Source organism: Chelatococcus sp. CO-6, from assembly GCF_001271345.1.
Taxonomy (GTDB): domain Bacteria; phylum Pseudomonadota; class Alphaproteobacteria; order Rhizobiales; family Beijerinckiaceae; genus Chelatococcus_A; species Chelatococcus_A caeni.
In genome coordinates this window covers 444,692-461,273 of the sequence record NZ_CP012398.1, presented here as the reverse complement: position 1 = coordinate 461,273, position 16,582 = coordinate 444,692, and the positions used below count along the sequence as shown (strand labels likewise).

Below are 16,582 nucleotides of genomic sequence, written 5' to 3'. Positions count from 1 at the left end.
ATCGAATATCCTTGCCTGGAGGGCGCGGATGGAGCATGAGGGCGCGCTCCAACCACCTCGGTCCCGTTCATGCTGCCTGCCGTCTCAACTCCCCACGTCGCGCCGGTCGCGCTCCTCGTCCTCTCCAACGTGTTCATGACCTTCGCCTGGTACGGGCACCTGAAGTTCAAGACCTCGCCCCTGTGGATCGCGGTCTCGGCGAGCTGGGCCATCGCCTTCATCGAATACTGGTTCGCCGTGCCGGCCAACCGCATCGGCCACGAGGTCTATTCGGCGGCCGAGCTCAAGACGATGCAGGAGGTGATCACCCTCGTCGTCTTCGCGCTGTTCTCGGTGGTCTATCTCAAGGAAGCGCTGACGCTGAACCACCTCGTCGGCTTCGCGCTCATCGCCGCCGGGGCCTTCTTCATCTTCCGCGGGCCGCTCGGCTGATCAGCCCGCCGGGCGCAGCCTGAGCACCCGGCCATCGGAGGAATCCGTCAGGAGGTAGAGGAAGCCGTCCGGCCCCTGCCGCACGTCGCGGATGCGTTCGCCGAGGTCGCGCAGCATCCGCTCCTCGCCCAGGATGCGGTCCCCGTTGCGCTCGATGCGCACGAGCATGCGGCCGGCGAGCGCGCCGGTGAACAGGCTGCCGCGCCATTGCGGGAAGGCGTCGCCGGTGTAGAAGGCCATGCCCGACGGCGCGATCGAGGGATCCCAGTAGTAGAGCGGCTGCTCCATGCCTTCTTTCGCCGTGCCCTCGCCGATCTTGGCGCCGGAATAGTCGACGCCGTAGCTGATCACCGGCCAGCCGTAGTTGCGGCCCTTGCGGGTGATGTTGATCTCGTCGCCGCCGCGGGCGCCGTGCTCGATGGTCCACAATTCGCCGGTATCGGGATTGATCGCGGCGCTCTGCGCATTGCGGTGGCCGTAGGACCAGATCTCCGGTCGCGCATCCTGCCGGCCGACGAAGGGATTGTCCCCGGGCACGGAGCCGTCGGTCCCGATCCGCACCACCTTGCCGAGATGGGTCGTGAGATCCTGGGCCTTGTCGCGCAGGTTGAAGCGCTCGCCGAGCGTGACGAAGAGCGTGCCGTCCGGCGCGAAGGCGAGGCGCGAGCCGTAGTGGTTGGCGCCGGAATAGGATGGCTCCTGCCGGAAGATGACCGTGACGTCGCCGAGCGCGCTGGCGTCGTTGTTCAGCCGGGCGCGCGCGACGGCCGTGCCCGCGCCGCCGCCCCGGCGTGGCTCGGCATAGGTGAGGTAGAGCGTGCGGTTGCTAGCGAAGCCGGGATCGAGCGCGATATCGAGGAGGCCGCCCTGGCCCCGGGCGGCGACGTCGGGCGTGCCGGCAAGCGGGTTCGAGACCGTCCCGTCGGCGGAGATACGGCGGATGTTGCCGGGCCGCTCGGTGACGAGCATGGCGCCGTCGGGCAGGAAGGCGAGGCCCCAGGGATGGGCGAGGCCCGACGCGACCGTCTCGACAACGATCTCGCCCTGGCGGGTCTTCGCGCGCAGAGGCTCGGCATTCTGAGCCGCCGCGTCGAGGGCAGGCAGGAGGGTCAGCGCGGCTGCCGCCGAGAGCCGGCCGCACAAGCCGATGGACATGGTCGTCTCCGTGATCGCGCAGGCCCGTCGGGCCGGAAAGGCTGCCCGTCAGGCTAAGAAGCGGTCACGGACGGTCAATGGCTGCAAGGTCACGTTGCTGCGAGGCGGCGCCCGCAGCGGTCCATCGATCAGGGTGATTGCCGTCAGGAAACGGGATGCACGATGACGGCCGGCTCGCGGGCGACGGTCTGGCCCGTGCCGATGCCGGTGCCGATGGCGACGGCCGCGGTGCCGAGCGTCAGGATGACGAGAAGCGCGAGGGAGAACTTGAACTGGCGTTCCGCTTCGACGCGCGTGACGGAAGCCGCCACGGCGCGGGGCCGGCGGATGTCCGAGAGGCGGATCGGATCGTTGACGTTCATGGCTCTTACTCCATGTCCACGACTTGTGGACGAGTGAGATTTTGCTGCCGTATACACGGGGCCGCGGTGCGTTGGCGCACACGGGTTCAGCAATTCAGTCTTCCCCGCGGGAGCCGGGCGGCGTGATTGTCCAATGCCGCCCCGGCCGCATTTGTTCCCGCCGGCCGCTTCTCCGGCGCCGACCCATTCGGCCAATTCATCGATGCCATGAGCACGTTTGGCTTGCTCTCGGCGGCCGGCGGCACTACACGAACGGCGCCCGTGCGCGCGGGCTCGACACCAGTCCAATCCGGAGACGTTCCATGGCCTTCCTCGCCGACGCTTTGTCCCGCATCAAGCCGTCCGCGACCATCACGCTCACGCAGAAGGCGAGGGATCTCAAAGCCGAGGGGCGGGACGTGATCTCGCTGTCTGTCGGCGAGCCGGATTTCGACACGCCCGAGAACATCAAGCGGGCGGCCATCGCGGCCATCGAGCGCGGCGAGACGAAGTACACGCCCGTCTCGGGCATCCCGCAGCTGCGCGAGGCCATCGCCGCCAAGTTCAAGCGCGAGAACGGGCTCGACTACAAGCCCTCGCAGACCATCGTCGGCACCGGCGGCAAGCAGGTCATCTACAACGCCCTGCTCGCCACGCTGAACCCCGGCGACGAGGTCGTCATCCCGGCGCCCTACTGGGTGAGCTATCCGGAGATGGTGGCGCTCAACGGCGGCACGCCCGTCTTCGCCGAGGCCAAGCTCGAGGACAACTTCAAGCTCCGGCCGGAGGCGCTGGAGCGCGCCATCACGAAGAAGACGAAGTGGGTCATCCTCAACTCGCCGTCGAATCCCTCCGGCGCGGCCTACAGCTTCGCCGAGATGAAGGCGCTGACGGACGTGCTCGTCCGCCATCCGCACGTGTGGGTGCTGACCGACGACATGTACGAGCACCTCGTCTACGGCGACTTCACCTTCGTCACCCCGGCGCAGGTGGAGCCGGCGCTCTACGAGCGCACGCTGACCATGAACGGCGTCTCCAAGGCCTATGCCATGACCGGCTGGCGCATCGGCTACGCGGCCGGTCCGGAGCAGCTCATCAAGGCCATGGACCTCGTGCAGGGCCAGCAGACCTCGGGCGCCTGCTCGATCGCGCAATGGGCCGCGGTCGAGGCGCTCGCCGGCCCGCAGGACCACCTGCCGCGCTTCCGCAAGGCCTTCGAGGAGCGTCGCGACCTCGTCGTGTCCATGCTCAACCAGGCCAAGGGCCTCTCCTGCCCGACGCCGGAGGGCGCGTTCTACGTCTATCCCTCCTGCGCCGAGCTCATCGGCCGGACCGCGCCCTCGGGCAAGAAGATCGAGACGGACGAGGACTTCGTGCTCGAGCTGCTGGCGACGGAGGGCGTCGCGGCCGTGCACGGCTCGTCCTTCGGCCTCGGCCCGAACCTCAGGATCAGCTACGCCACCTCGAACGAGAAGCTCGAGGAGGCCTGCCATCGCGTCCAGCGCTTCTGCGCCAGCCTGCGCTGAACGCGGCTCGTCCTGCCGGAATGCGACGGGGCCTTCGGGCCCCGTTGTCGTTCCGGCCGGTGATCGGCTCCACACGTGCGGCAGGTGAGGGAACCGTCGGTCGGGCCGCGCGTTGTTGTCCCATCCTGTCCTCAGACAATGGGAGCCAAGCCGTGAGCAAGCGACCCACAGCGGCCACAACCCTGGCCGCCATCGCGATCGTCGGCATAGGGGGCATCGGCGCGCATCATGCCTTCGCACAATCGAGCCCCGTACGAGCATCGCCCAAAACCGAGGTGGGCCGCCTCGCCTGCAACGTCTCCGGCGGGGTCGGTTTCATCATCACCTCCCAGCGCGCTCTGAACTGCCGCTTCACGGACAACCGCGGCCGCACGGAGCAGTATGTCGGCACGATCCGCAAGTTCGGGCTCGACATCGGCGCAACGACGGGCGGCGTGCTTGTCTGGGCTGTCGCGGCCTCGACGAGCCGGCTCGGCCGCGGCGCCCTGCAGGGCGAATATGCCGGCGCGAGTGGTGAGGCGACGGTGGGCGCAGGTGTCGGCGCCAATGTCCTCGTCGGCGGCTCCAACCGTGCCGTCAGCCTCCAGCCGCTCTCCGTGCAGGGCCAGACCGGCCTCAACCTCGCGCTCGGCGTCGCCGACATGCGGCTCGAACTCGCCCGCTGAGGACCCGCGTCCACAACCGGAGCAAACCCCGGCACGAGCCGGGGTTTTCCTTGTTTACGGCAGCCGGCCGGCCCCGTATTGGTGTGCCCAACGCATCAGCGCCGAAGGCGCATCAAACGGGGGATGCTCAATGACAGGGGTTGCTTCTCGGCCGTCGGCGCGCTGGCGTCTGGCATCGATCGGGCGCAAGGCCGCGGTGGCGGCTTTCGTCGTCGCGGGCCTTGCAGGATCCGTGCTGCCGGCCGCGGCGCAGGAGAAGGTGACGGTCGGCGTGCTGCGCTTCGTCTCCTCGGGCGGGCTCTTCCTCGCCGTGGAGAAGGGCTATTTCAAGGACGAGGGGCTCGATGTCGAGCTGAAGTTCTTCGAGGCCGCGCAGCCCATCGCGCTCGCCGTCGTCTCCGGCGACACCGAGTTCGGCGTCACGGCCTTCACGGCCGGCTTCTACAATCTCGCCGGCAAGGGCGCGCTCAAGGTCATCGCCGCCCAGGCGCGTGAGAAGAAGGGCTACGAGGGCAACCTCGTGCTCGCCTCCAACGCCGCCTACGAGAAGGGCCTGACGAGCCTCGACAAGCTCTCCGGCAAGTCGGTCGGCATCACGCAGGTGGGCTCGTCCTTCCACTACCAGATGGGGCAGATCGCCGCCGCCAACGGCTTCGCGCTCAAGAGCGTCGAACTCAAGCCGCTGCAGTCGCTGCCCAACATGGTGGCGAGCATCAAGAGCGGGCAGGTCGACGCCATCATCATCGCGCCGCATCTTGCCAAGCCGCTCGCCGCCTCGGGCGAGGCCAAGCTCATCGGGCGCGTCTCCGACGTCACCGAGTACCAGTTCGGCGGACTGTTCACGAGCACCAAGATGACCACGGACAAGCGCGCCACGGTCGAGAAATTCGTGCGCGCCTACCAGAAGGGCGCCGAGGACTACGCCAAGGCGTTCCTCGCCAAGGATGCCTCGGGCAACATCGCCTATGCGCCCGACAGCGACGCCACGGCCGCGCTCGTCGCCAAGCACGTCTACCCGTCGGAGGAGCCGGCCCAGGCGGCTGCCAAGGTCAAGGGCGCGGCCTTCTTCGTCGACGAGAAGGCCCGGCTCGACGTCGCCGACATCCTGACCCAGGTGCAATGGCTGAAGGACGAAGGCCTCGTCGATGCGTCGGTGGACGCCAAGTCGATCCTCGACCTCAGCTTCATCGACGGGCACATCAACGCCAACTGAAAGCGGCCGCTCCGATTTCACAACCGTCATGCCCGCGCTTCTCGCGGGCATCCACGCCGCGACACGCGAGCAAGGTCCGAAGGCGTGGATAACAATAGCAACGCGCTTGCGTGTTGCGTCTCTTAAGGGTGGCACAAGTCGGACAAGCCTTGGCCAGCGTGTGAGCATGTCGTTTTTCGCCGCCCTTCTGAGAGGCCTTTTTCGGGTGTGATTACCTGCGGCGGCGCTCCCGCCGCAGCAATTGTTTGAAAGACCGGACATGCAGCTCATCGCCGACCATATCGCCCATGCCTACGGCCCCCTGCCGGTGCTGGACGACATCTCCTTCACCGTCGGGCCGGGCGAGGTCGTCGCCATCGTCGGCCCGTCGGGCTGCGGAAAGTCGACGCTGCTGCGCATCCTCGGCGGGCTCGAGAAGCCGCAGGCGGGGCGGGCGCTCGTCGCCGGCGCGCCGCCCGCTGCCTCGCTCAACCCGCTGACCTTCGTCTTCCAGGACTTCGCCCTGCTGCCCTGGCGTACCGTGGAAGGCAACGTGCGTCTGGTGCTGGAGGGGCACGGCCTGTCGCAGGCCGTCGTGGCGGAGACGATCCGCGACGTCCTCGCCCGCACAGGCCTCACCGATTTCGCCAGGGCCTATCCCAAGCAGCTCTCCGGCGGCATGCGCCAGCGCGTCGGCATCGCCCGCGCGCTCGCGGCGCGGCCGGCGGTGCTGCTGATGGACGAACCTCTGTCGGCGCTCGATGCGCAGACACGCGAACTGCTGATGGACGACCTCGTGGAACTCGTCTCGGGGGAGGGCAGCGCCGAGGCGCTCGGCATGGTCTATGTCACGCACAATCTCGACGAGGCGGTGCGGCTCGCCGACCGCATCCTCGTCCTGTCGCGCCGCCCCGGGCGCGTGCGCGAGACGGTCACCGTCGCCGGCGACCGGCGGGCGCGCCGCTCGGACGACCCGGAGCTGGTGCGCCGCGCCCGCGAGCTGTGGGAGCTGATCCGGGCCGATGCCGCCGAGGCGGACCGGGAACTCGCCGATGTGGAGACGATCAATGGCTGATGTGGCTCATGACCTGCGCCCGGCGGCCACGGCCGACAACCGTCCCGTCACCTTCCGCGGCGGGCTTTTCCTGCCGCGCACCCATCGGCTCGTCGGCTTCGCCGCCCTCGTCGCGCTCATCCTCCTGTGGCAGGCCGCCTCCAGCTTCGGCTGGATGAGCCCGGTCCTCGCCCCGAGCCCGGGCGAGGTGATTGACGCCCTCAAGCGCATGGCCCTCAGCGGCGAGCTCGCCACCCATCTCTCCGCCTCGCTCGTGCGGCTTGCGGGCGGCTTCGCCATCGGCGGCACGGCGGGCATCGCCTTCGGCATGGCCATCGGCCTGTCGAGCCTGGTGCGCTCGCCGGGAGCGACGCTGGTCGCGGCGCTCTTCCCCATCCCGAAGATCGCGCTCCTGCCGCTCTTCATCCTGTGGTTCGGCATCGGCGAAAGCTCGAAGGTGGCGACCATCGCCTTCGGCACCTTCTTCCCGATGGTGATCGCGACCTACGGGGCCGTGGACAATGTCGACCGCTCGCTCGTGCGCATGGGCCGCAGCTTCGGGCTGTCCTCCTTCGCCATCATCTCGAAGATCATCCTGCCGGGGGCCCTGCCGGGCATCCTGTCGGGCATGCGCATCGCCTCCTCCATCGGCATCGTCCTGCTCATCGCCGCCGAGATGATCGGCGCCAACGAGGGCGTCGGCGCCATGGTGCTGGCCGCCGGCAACCTCATGCAGTCGGACCGCCTGCTCGCCGGGGTCGTCGTGCTCTCGCTGCTCGGCCTCACCGTCGCGGGCGTCATCGGGGCCGTCGAAAAGCGCCTGCTCGCCTGGCGTTGAGCCGCGTCGCCCGCGCCGTTGCGGGCGCCGCCTCACCTCGACCCTTGATTCGCACGCTCGACGGCGTGACGATCACATGACGGCCCGAGCAGCCGTCATGTCAGGGAGAGGCGGCCATGGATGCCAACGGTAGAGAACGAGCGGGGCCCCGGTGCATCGCCATCGTCGGCCCCTACCAGAGTGGCAAGACCAGCCTGATGGAGGCCTGTCTCGCCCGCATGGGGGCGATCGACCGGCAGGGGAAGGTTGCGGACCGGAACACGACCGGCGATGCCTCGCCCGAGGCGCGGGCGCAGGGCATGAGCATCGAGCCCAACGTCGCGAGCGGCGATTTCCTCGGCGAGCGCTTCACCTTCGTGGATTGCCCGGGGTCCGTCGAGTTCCTGCACGACATGCGCACCGTCCTGCCGGCCTGCGATGCGGCCGTCGTCGTCTGCGAGGCGGACGACCGCAAGGTGCCGGCGCTCGAGCTCGTGATGCGCGAGCTCGAGGAGGCGGACGTGCCGCGCTTCCTGTTCCTCAACAAGATCGACGCGGCGAGCCGGCGCGTGCGCGAGACGCTCGCCAGCCTGCAGCGGGCGTCGCGCACGCCGCTCCTGCTGCGCCAGATCCCCATCTGGAAGGACGGCATCGCCATCGGCTTCATCGACCTCGCCCTGGAGCGGGCCTTCGTCTACCGCGAATATGCCGCGAGTGAGGTGATCGACCTGCCCGTCACCGAGGTCGGCCGCGAGAAGGAGGCGCGCTTCTCGATGCTCGAGCGGCTCGCCGACTATGACGACGAACTCATGGAGGATCTCGTCGAGGAGATCGAGCCGCCGCGCGACAGGGTGTTCGACGACCTCTCGCGCGAGGTGCGCGACATGCATGTCGTGCCGGTCCTGTTCGGCTCGGCCGAGCGCGGCAACGGTGTCACGCGCCTGCTCAAGGCGCTGCGCCACGAGGCGCCGCGGCTCGCCCAGACGCGGGTCCGCCTCGGCGTGCCGGAGGAGGGACCGCCGCTCGCCTTCGCCATGAAGACGATCCACAACGGCCAGGGCGGCAAGCTGACGCTGGCGCGCGTGCTGCGCGGCGCCATTTCCGAGGGCGACACGGTCGTGTCCTCGCGCGGGGGAGAGGCGCGCGTTGCCGGTATCGTCGACCTGAAGGGCCAGGGCCAGAGCCGCCGCGCCACGGCGGAGGAAGGTGAGACGGCGGCTTTCGCACGGCTCGACAATGTCGCGACGTCCGACGCCTTTGCCGCCGGCAAGGAGCGCCCGACGGCGATCGTCTCCGTCGCTCCGCCCGATCCCGTCTTCTCGCTCGCGCTCGTCGTGCGCGACCGCAAGGACGACGTGCGGCTGACGACGGCGCTCGCCAAGATCGTCGAGGAGGATCCCTCGCTCGTGCTCGAGCAGCGTGCCGACCTCGGCGAGATGCGCCTGTGCGGGCAGGGCGAGATGCACCTGCGCGTCGCCATGGCGCGGCTCGCCTCGCGCTTCGGCGTCACGGTCGACGTGCGCAAGCCGCAGATCGCCTATCGCGAGACCATCCGCCACGCGGCCCATGCCCGCGGCCGCCACAAGAAGCAGTCGGGCGGGCACGGCCAGTTCGGCGACGTCGTGCTGCATGTCGAGCCGCTGCCGCGCGGCGAGGGCATCGTCTTCACCGACACCATCGCTGGCGGCGTCGTGCCCAAGCAGTACATTCCCTCGGTGGAGATCGGCGTGCGCGAGGCGGCGGAGCGGGGACCGCTCGGCTTTCCCGTCGTCGACATGAAGGTGACGCTGACGGACGGCTCGTACCACACGGTCGATTCCTCCGACATGGCCTTCCGCGCCGCGGCAAGGCTCGCCATGGCCGAGATGCTGCCGAATGCCAAGCCCGTGCTGCTCGAGCCGATGCTGGCGGTGGAGATCGCCGTGCCGACGGAGGCGATGTCGAAGGCGACCGCGATCATCTCGGCGCGGCGGGGGCAGATCCTCGGCTACGACGGGCGGCCGGGCTGGCTCGGCTGGGACCTGGTGAGCGCCATGATCCCGGAGGCGGAGATGGACGACCTCATCGTCGAACTGCGCTCGGCCACCGCCGGTGTCGGCAGCTTCTCGGCGCGCTTCGACCATCTCGCCGAACTCAGCGGCAAGTCGGCCGATCAGGTCGTCACGGCCCGCGCCACGGCGGTCAGCGGCTGAGGGGCTGAGCGGACCAGACCATCTTCCCCCCTCTTCGTCCACGCGAGGAGGGGGAAGATGATTCTCCTGCGCTTTTGCGCCGTTCTCGCGGGCCGTCGATGCGCCGAAGCGGCCGGGCCGCGGCTGCAGGCGCTTTCATGCGGTCATTTCGGCGCCGAATCCCGCGTCTATCGACAGTCTTTCCCGCCTGAATGAGAATGGGCGAAGAGCCGGCGCAACCGGCCGGGACAGGAGAGGGAGAACGTCATGGTGGAGGCGACCGAGGCGCGGCACGGGACCAACGAGCAACTGATGGCGAGGCGGCCGTGGCTGCGATCCTATCCGCCAACGGTTGCCGCGGAGATCGATACCGACGATCTCGGCACGCTCGCCGACCTCTTCTACGATGCGACGCGCGACTTCGCCGACCGGCCGGCCTTCGAGAGCTTCGGCAAGGCGCTCTCCTACGCTGAACTGCGCGTCGCCGCCGAAGCGGTAGCCTCCTGGCTGCAGGCCCGCGGCATCAACAAGAGCGATCGCGTGGCGCTCATGATGCCGAACGTGCTCGCCTATCCGGCGGCGATGTTCGGCGCGCTCATCGGCGGCTGCACGGTGGTCAACGTCAACCCGCTCTATACGCCGCGCGAACTCGCGCACCAGGTGAACGACGCCGGGGCGCGCGTGCTCGTGGTGCTGGAGAACTTCGCCCATACGGTGGCCGAGGCGCTGCCGCAGATGAAGCTCGACCACGTCGTCATCGCCACGCCGGGCGACCTGATGGGCCTCAAGGGCACGATCGTCAATCTCGTGTCCCGGCACGTGAAGAAGGCGGTCAAGCCCTACAGCATTCCGGGCGCCGTGCGCTTCGCGGCGATCCTTGCCGAGGGCCGGCGCCGCGCGCCCGATCCGGTCGCCCTGACGCCGCAGGACGTCGCTTTCCTGCAATATACGGGCGGAACGACCGGTGTCGCGAAGGGCGCGGTGCTCACGCACGGCAACATCACCGCCAATGTCGCCCAGATGAAGGCCTGGCTCGGGGGCTGGGTGAAGACGGACGGGAGCCGCCACGTCATGGTGACGGCCCTGCCGCTCTATCACATCTTCTCCCTCACCGTATGCTGCATGATGATGATGCGCATCGGTGCCTGCGGCCTGCTCATCGCCAATCCGCGCGACATCCCCGGCTTCGTGAAGACGCTGAAATCGCGACCCTTCACCATGATCAGCGGCGTCAACACGCTCTACAACGCGCTTGCGCACAACCCGCAGATCGGGGACGTCGACTTCTCGCCCGTGCAATTGTGCATTTCAGGCGGCATGGCGACCCAGGCGGCGGTGGCCAAGCGCTGGAAGGACATTACCGGCAAGCCGATCATCGAGGGCTACGGCCTGTCCGAGACATCGCCGGTCGTCTCCGCCAACCGGCTCGACATCGAGGAATTCACCGGCACCATCGGCTTTCCCCTGCCGTCGACGGATGTCGCCATCCGCAGCCTCGACAACACCGACGCTCCCTTTGGCGAGGTCGGGGAATTGTGCGTGCGCGGCCCGCAGGTCATGGCGGGCTACTGGCAGCGCCCGGACGAGACGGCGAAGGTGATGACCGCCGACGGCTATTTCCGCACCGGCGACCTCGCCGTCGAGGACGAGGAGGGGTCCTTCCGCATTGTCGACCGCATGAAGGACATGGTGCTGGTCTCCGGCTTCAACGTCTATCCCAACGAGGTCGAGGATGTCCTCGTCCGGCATCCGAAAGTGCTGGAGGCGGCGGTCGTCGGCCAGCCGGACGAGCATTCGGGCGAGGCGGTGCTGGCCTATATCGTCAAGCGGGACGAGAGCCTGACGGAGGAGGAACTGCGCGCCTTCGCGCGCGAGAACCTCACCTCCTACAAGGTGCCGCGCCGCGTCGTGTTCCGCGACAGCCTGCCCAAGACCAATGTGGGCAAGGTGCTGCGCCGGGCGCTCAGGGACGAGGCGCAGGCCGACGGGCAGCCGTGAGCCGACGAGCGCTCCCGAAGGCGTGAGTTGTCGCCGGCCGCGCGTGGCTCTACCCCTGTGCACGGAGGGCGGATCTGCCTCGGGAGCGCATCCATGCTGATCAGGACACCACCCGGCTGGCGCATGCCGGAAGCGGCCGCCACACCGGAGGCGATTTTCTTCAACCGCCGTGCCTTCCTAGCGGGCGCCGCCGGTCTTGCCCTCCTCGGAGCCGGCCGCACGGCGCGGGCCCAAGATGCGCCCGCCGGGCCTTATCCCGCGCCGCGCAACGAGCGTTTCGTGCTCGACCGGGGCGTGACCCCGGAGGAGATCAACACCTCCTTCAACAATTTCTACGAATTCGGCTCGCACAAGCGCGTCGCCGCCGGGGCCGAGGCGCTCGCGACCGATCCGTGGACCATCAAGGTCGACGGGCTCGTCGAGCAGCCCTTCGAGATCGGCTTCGACGAGCTCCTCAAGACCATGCCGCTGGAGGAGCGGCTCTATCGGCACCGCTGCGTCGAGGCCTGGGCCATGGCCGTGCCGTGGACCGGCTTTGCGCTCAGCGCCCTCGTGGAGCGCGCGCGCCCGCTCGGCTCGGCGAAATACGTCGTCATGCAGACCTTCCACGACCCGAAGATCGCCTCCGGTCAGCGACAGACGTGGTATCCGTGGCCCTACACCGAGGGCCTGACCATGGCCGAGGCGACGAACGAGCTCGCCTTCCTCGTCACCGGCGCCTACGGCAAGCCGCTGCCGAAGGTGATGGGGGCGCCGCTGCGCCTCGCCGTGCCGTGGAAATACGGCTTCAAGTCCATCAAGTCGATCAACCGCATCTCCTTCTCCGAGACGCGGCCGACGAGCTTCTGGGAGGCGCTGCAGCCCTCCGAGTACGGCTTCTGGGCGAATGTGAACCCGCAAGTGCCGCATCCGCGCTGGAGCCAGGCCGCGGAGGAAATGATCGGCACGGGCGAGATGTTCCCCACGCAGATCTACAACGGCTATGGCGAGTTCGTGGCCGGGCTCTATGGCGGCCTCGAGGGCGAAAGGCTCTTCCTCTAGGCGGAGCGCCATTACTCATGCATCTCGTGCAGAAACTGCGAGCGCCCCCGCGCGCGGTCCATGGTGCACGTGCGCATTCTGCCGTTTAAGGTGCGCACGGCTCATGCAGCGGGGAAGCCATGCCGTCCGGTTCACAGACATTCACCGCCACCTTGCGGCGCCCGCGGAAGCAGTTCTGGCGGGATGTCCTCATCTTCGCACTGCTCGGCCCGGTCTTCGGGCTGGTCACCGCCCTATGGGGCATTCCGCTGGCGTTCATTGCCACAGGGAGCCGCATCTTCCACGCTCCCGCGCCCGTCGATCTTGGCGTCCTCAAGTTCCTGCCGCTGGGCTATTATATCGGCCTTCTGCCGGCGCTGGTTGCGGGGTCGTCCATGCGGGGCTCAGCAGGCGAGGGATCCTGCCCCCGCTTCGCCTGGCCATCGTCGTCGTCGGTGTCGGGGCTGTCGCAGGCTATGTCGGCGTCGCCTTGGCGATCGGCGGCATCCGCGGTTTCAACGACTGGCTGGCGTTGAGTGCGGCGGCCGGTGCGGTCGCCGCCACCCTCTGCTTCGCCCTTTGCGAGTTCCTCGACCTGAAGCGGTTGCGGCGGGCAAGGTCACTATAGCCGGCGCGCAAGAAAAAAGGCCGGGTTCCTGAGGGAACCCGGCCTGAAGTCATGTCCGACCGAGGCCGGAACACTTCCAGAGGGGAACGGCCGAAATGGGCTCTACGCCGGGAGGAGGTGCGGAGCCCATCGCCTTCAGCCAAGAGTGATATGGGCCTTTGCCAGCGCTTCCGCAACGCAGCCGGGGACATGTCAGCCATGCATCCAGCGTCGGCATCGCGCAGCGGCGTGGCGCGCGAGGCGCCGGCCGCAAACGGCAAGAAAAAAGGCCGGGTTCCTGAGGGAACCCGGCCTAAGTCATGTCCGACCGAAGTCGGAACACTTCCAGAGGGGAACGGCCGAAATGAGCTCTACGCCGGGAGGAGGTGCGGAGCCCATCGCCTTCAGCCACGACTGATATCGGCCTTTTCCTGCCTTTTTGCAATGCAACATGGGGCATGTCAGCTATGCAGGTGCCGCATGTTTATGCAGGTCATATGTCATAATTCCGCTTTAAAAAGCTGAATATATCCCGCACCGATTCAGCAGCTCAGTAGGTCCAGCGCTGGGCCTTGCTGATCAGGAAGTCGCGGAAGACCTGCACCCGCGCAACGTTCTTCATCTCTTCCGGATAGACGAGATAGCTCTCCAGCGAGGGCATTTCCACATCGGTCAGGATCTGCACCAGACCGAGCCCCGGCTCGACGATGTAATCGGGCAGCACCGCGATGCCCGCGCCGCGCTCGACGGCCTTCTTCAACGCCGTGATATTGTTGACGACGAGATGGTAGGGGCGCGGATCCTTGGGATCGCGGCCCGCCGTCGCAAGCCAGTGCACCGCCAACAGGTAATGCGGCATCGAGCCGCCGAAGGACAAGATGCGGTGGTTGTCCAGGTCCACCAGCTTCTCCGGCTGTCCGAAGCGCTTGAGATATTCGGTGGACGCATAGACGTGGAAGTGCACCGTGAACAGGCGGCGCTGGATGAGGTCGCCCTGCACCGGCTGGCGCAGGCGGATGGCGACGTCGGCCTGGCGCATGGACAGGTCGAGCTCCTCGTCCGACAGGATGAGCTCCACCCGCACCTCGGGGTAATGGTCGAGGAACTCGCCGATGCGCGGCGTCAGCCAGTTGGTGCCGAGGCCGAGCGTCGTCGTCACGCGCAGGGTGCCCGACGGGCGCTCGCGCGACTCGGCGAGGCGCGCGCGCGTCGCGTCGAGCCGCATGGTCATGTCGCGCGCGGCGCGGAAGAGCAGCTCGCCCTGCTCGGTCAGGATGAGGCCCCGGGCATGGCGGTGGAAGAGCGGGGCCTTCAACTCGCGCTCGAGCGCGCTCACCTGCCGGCTGACGGCCGACTGGCTGAGTCCGAGATCATCGCCGGCACGCGTGAAGCTGCCTGCCTCGGCGACAGTGTAGAAAATCCTGATCTTGTCCCAATCCACGGCCGCCCCCGCTGGCCTTCCGCCTGTTGTGCCGGCAGCGCCCGGGGGGCCACCGTCGCGTTTCCTCGTTGATTTATTCGGCCGCTTCGCGCGTGGCCTCGCGGACCGTCAGCCAGCGCTCGGCGTCGAGTGCGGCCATGCAGCCGAGGCCGGCGGCCGTGACCGCCTGCCGGTAGACATCGTCGGTGACGTCGCCCGCGGCGAAGACACCCTCGATGTTCGTGCGCGTCGTGCCCGGCTCGGTCCTGATGTAGCCGCTCGGGCTCATGTCGAGCTGGCCGACGAACAGCTCGCTCGCCGGCTTGTGGCCGATGGCGATGAAGACGCCGTCGGTCCTGCGCTCGCTGACGGCGCCGGTCTTGACGTTCTTCAGGCGCACGTGGGTCACCGAGGCGGGCGTTCCCTCGCCGCAGATCTCCTCGAGCGCCGTGTCCCATACCAGCTCGATCCTGGGATGCTGGAACAGGCGATCCTGCAGGATGCGCTCGGCGCGCAGCTCGTCGCGGCGGTGAACCAGCGTGACCTTGGCGGCGATGTTGGCGAGATAGAGCGCCTCCTCCACGGCCGTGTTGCCGCCGCCGATGACGACGACCTCCTTGCCGCGGAAGAAGAAGCCGTCGCAGGTGGCACAGGCCGAGACGCCGAAGCCCTGGAAGGCCTCCTCCGACGGCAGGCCGAGCCACTTGGCCTGGGCGCCAGTGGCGATGATCAGCGCGTCGCAGCTGTAGGTGTCGCCGCCGTCGCCGGTGAGGCGGAAAGGCCGCTGCGACAGGTCGACGGCGCCGATGTAGTCGCTGACGATGCGCGTGCCGACATGTTCGGCCTGCAGACGCATCTGCTCCATCAGCCAGGGGCCCTGGATGACATCGGCAAAGCCCGGGTAGTTCTCGACGTCGGTCGTGATGGTGAGTTGGCCGCCCTGCTGCAGCCCCGTGACGAGAACGGGCTCCAGCATGGCGCGGGCAGCATAGATGGCAGCGGTATAGCCGGCCGGGCCGGAGCCCAGGATGAGGACCTTAGCATGCGTGTGCGTCATGGCGGACCGATCGACTGTTCGCCCTTTCAGGCGTCTGCGACAGGAGCGTCGCGGGGTGAAGAGAGGAAGCGCCTGCGATGGGCCTCGTAGGCCCGGGCGACAGCCTCTGCAATGCTCGGGGTTGAATCTAAGGGTTGGTATGCGCTTCCTTCAAGTCTCCCCCGAAAGGCGTGCACAATTCCTGCGCGCCTGAGACCTTCCAGCAACGCTTTGAGGCGCGGATGGCCGCCGCTCGGCTCGAAGACGAGCACCGGGCGGCCCGTGACCGCCGCCTCGCCGGCCATGTTGGTCGAATCGGCCGTGACGACGACCGCATCCGCAAGGGCGAGCATGGCGACATAGGGATTGTCGCCGCAGCCGTCCCACAGATAGACGTTCTCCTCCTCGGCGAGCTCGGCAAGCGCCGTGCGCAGCGCCGGCGGCGTGCGCCGCGAGGCCGTGATCATCAGCGAGACGCCGCTGGCCCGCAGCGATTTCAGCGCCGTGACGAAACCGGCGATGTCGGCGGGCGTGAAGGTGTGATGCCGGCTGTCGCCGCCGACGAGGACGGCCGCGCGCGGCAAGGGAAGGGCGGCGAGGCTTGCAGGCGGCGCGGCCCGCGCGGCGGTGATCCGCGCGGCCGAGATGCGGTGCGGCGGCGTCAGCGTCGCCATGACGTTCTCGCCGCGCAACCGGTCGTGCTCGCCGACCCAGATGAAATCGGCGGCGGAGGCCCCCGTGCGGGGATCCTTCAGGAAGACGGTGAAGGTGCGTCCGCCCGAAGCGTGCTTGACGTGGCGCAGATAGGGCACGGCGCGGCGGCCGGAGGCGATGACGAGGTCGGGAAAGGGCGGTGCGATAGGGCTCGCGGGCTGCCCGGACGCCTCGCGCGGATCGATGGGGCCCCACGGCATCAGCCAGGACCAGGGCGCGCGGGGGGCGATGCGGCGCAGCTGCGGCTCGATGCCGAGCGCGGCCGCGAGGCCGAGGCACTGGGTCTCGTCGCCCGCCTTGCCGTCGGTGAGGATCCAGGCGCTGTCAGCGTGCAACATCGTGAGACTCTCTTGCGAACTCGGCGCCCGAATCATACTAAATCAGGCGACCACCGTGCCCGTGCCTCGTCGCATGACGCAATCGTCCGGCACCTG

General features: G+C 68.3%; 15 protein-coding genes. 10 read left to right on the top strand and 5 right to left on the bottom strand.

Annotated features, from left to right (window positions below):
• Window positions 1-69 precede the first annotated feature (69 nt).
• Window positions 70-432 carry a DMT family protein gene (locus AL346_RS02290; RefSeq protein WP_019400390.1) on the top strand — a complete coding sequence of 121 codons (363 nt, stop codon included), beginning with the start codon at window positions 70-72 and terminating at the stop codon, window positions 430-432.
• On the opposite strand, the gene AL346_RS02285 is transcribed toward AL346_RS02290, so the two are convergent.
• Both AL346_RS02285 and AL346_RS02280 read right to left on the bottom strand, forming a co-directional pair.
• On the bottom strand, window positions 433-1,587 hold the full coding sequence (locus AL346_RS02285) for a PQQ-dependent sugar dehydrogenase (protein WP_019400391.1): 1,155 nt from the start codon (window positions 1,585-1,587) through the stop codon (window positions 433-435).
• A gap of 143 nt (window positions 1,588-1,730) precedes the next feature.
• Window positions 1,731-1,949 carry a hypothetical protein gene (locus AL346_RS02280; RefSeq protein ID WP_019400392.1) on the bottom strand — a complete coding sequence of 73 codons (219 nt, stop codon included), beginning with the start codon at window positions 1,947-1,949 and terminating at the stop codon, window positions 1,731-1,733.
• A gap of 302 nt (window positions 1,950-2,251) precedes the next feature.
• On the opposite strand from AL346_RS02280, the gene AL346_RS02275 reads away from it, so the two are divergent.
• The 9 genes from AL346_RS02275 (at window position 2,252) to AL346_RS02235 (ending at window position 12,907) form a co-directional block, all read left to right on the top strand.
• On the top strand, window positions 2,252-3,454 hold the full coding sequence (locus AL346_RS02275) for a pyridoxal phosphate-dependent aminotransferase (RefSeq protein ID WP_019400393.1): 1,203 nt from the start codon (window positions 2,252-2,254) through the stop codon (window positions 3,452-3,454).
• A 152-nt stretch (window positions 3,455-3,606) separates the two neighbouring features.
• The gene (locus tag AL346_RS24465) at window positions 3,607-4,119 is read left to right on the top strand and encodes a DUF992 domain-containing protein (RefSeq protein WP_026014809.1); all 513 of its coding nucleotides are present in this window, start codon (window positions 3,607-3,609) and stop codon (window positions 4,117-4,119) included.
• A gap of 130 nt (window positions 4,120-4,249) precedes the next feature.
• Window positions 4,250-5,332 carry an ABC transporter substrate-binding protein gene (locus tag AL346_RS02265; protein ID WP_026014810.1) on the top strand — a complete coding sequence of 361 codons (1,083 nt, stop codon included), beginning with the start codon at window positions 4,250-4,252 and terminating at the stop codon, window positions 5,330-5,332.
• Between the two features lie 259 nt (window positions 5,333-5,591).
• Window positions 5,592-6,386, top strand: a complete 795-nt coding sequence (locus AL346_RS02260; RefSeq protein WP_019400396.1) for an ABC transporter ATP-binding protein — start codon at window positions 5,592-5,594, stop codon at window positions 6,384-6,386.
• A complete protein-coding gene (locus tag AL346_RS02255; protein WP_019400397.1) occupies window positions 6,379-7,203 on the top strand; it encodes an ABC transporter permease in 825 nt (274 codons plus the stop codon). The genes AL346_RS02260 and AL346_RS02255 overlap by 8 nt, the downstream gene beginning before the upstream one ends.
• Window positions 7,204-7,319: 116 nt before the next feature.
• On the top strand, window positions 7,320-9,374 hold the full coding sequence (locus AL346_RS02250; RefSeq protein WP_026014811.1) for an elongation factor G: 2,055 nt from the start codon (window positions 7,320-7,322) through the stop codon (window positions 9,372-9,374).
• A 246-nt stretch (window positions 9,375-9,620) separates the two neighbouring features.
• On the top strand, window positions 9,621-11,351 hold the full coding sequence (locus AL346_RS02245; RefSeq protein WP_019400399.1) for an AMP-binding protein: 1,731 nt from the start codon (window positions 9,621-9,623) through the stop codon (window positions 11,349-11,351).
• A 93-nt stretch (window positions 11,352-11,444) separates the two neighbouring features.
• The gene (gene msrP / locus AL346_RS02240) at window positions 11,445-12,392 is read left to right on the top strand and encodes a protein-methionine-sulfoxide reductase catalytic subunit MsrP (RefSeq protein ID WP_026014813.1); all 948 of its coding nucleotides are present in this window, start codon (window positions 11,445-11,447) and stop codon (window positions 12,390-12,392) included.
• A gap of 119 nt (window positions 12,393-12,511) precedes the next feature.
• Window positions 12,512-12,907, top strand: a complete 396-nt coding sequence (locus AL346_RS02235; RefSeq protein ID WP_019400401.1) for a hypothetical protein — start codon at window positions 12,512-12,514, stop codon at window positions 12,905-12,907.
• Between the two features lie 621 nt (window positions 12,908-13,528).
• On the opposite strand, the gene AL346_RS02230 is transcribed toward AL346_RS02235, so the two are convergent.
• The 3 genes from AL346_RS02230 to AL346_RS02220 form a co-directional block, all read right to left on the bottom strand.
• Entirely contained in the window at window positions 13,529-14,419 is an 891-nt protein-coding gene (locus AL346_RS02230; protein ID WP_019400402.1) for a LysR family transcriptional regulator, read from the bottom strand.
• Window positions 14,420-14,492: 73 nt separating this feature from the next.
• Window positions 14,493-15,455, bottom strand: coding sequence for a thioredoxin-disulfide reductase (gene trxB / locus AL346_RS02225; RefSeq protein WP_019400403.1), 963 nt, complete (start codon window positions 15,453-15,455; stop codon window positions 14,493-14,495).
• 26 nt (window positions 15,456-15,481) lie between these two features.
• Window positions 15,482-16,486: a mitochondrial fission ELM1 family protein gene (locus AL346_RS02220; protein WP_019400404.1), complete on the bottom strand. Its 1,005-nt coding sequence runs from the start codon at window positions 16,484-16,486 to the stop codon at window positions 15,482-15,484.
• Between the last annotated feature and the right edge of the window lie 96 nt (window positions 16,487-16,582).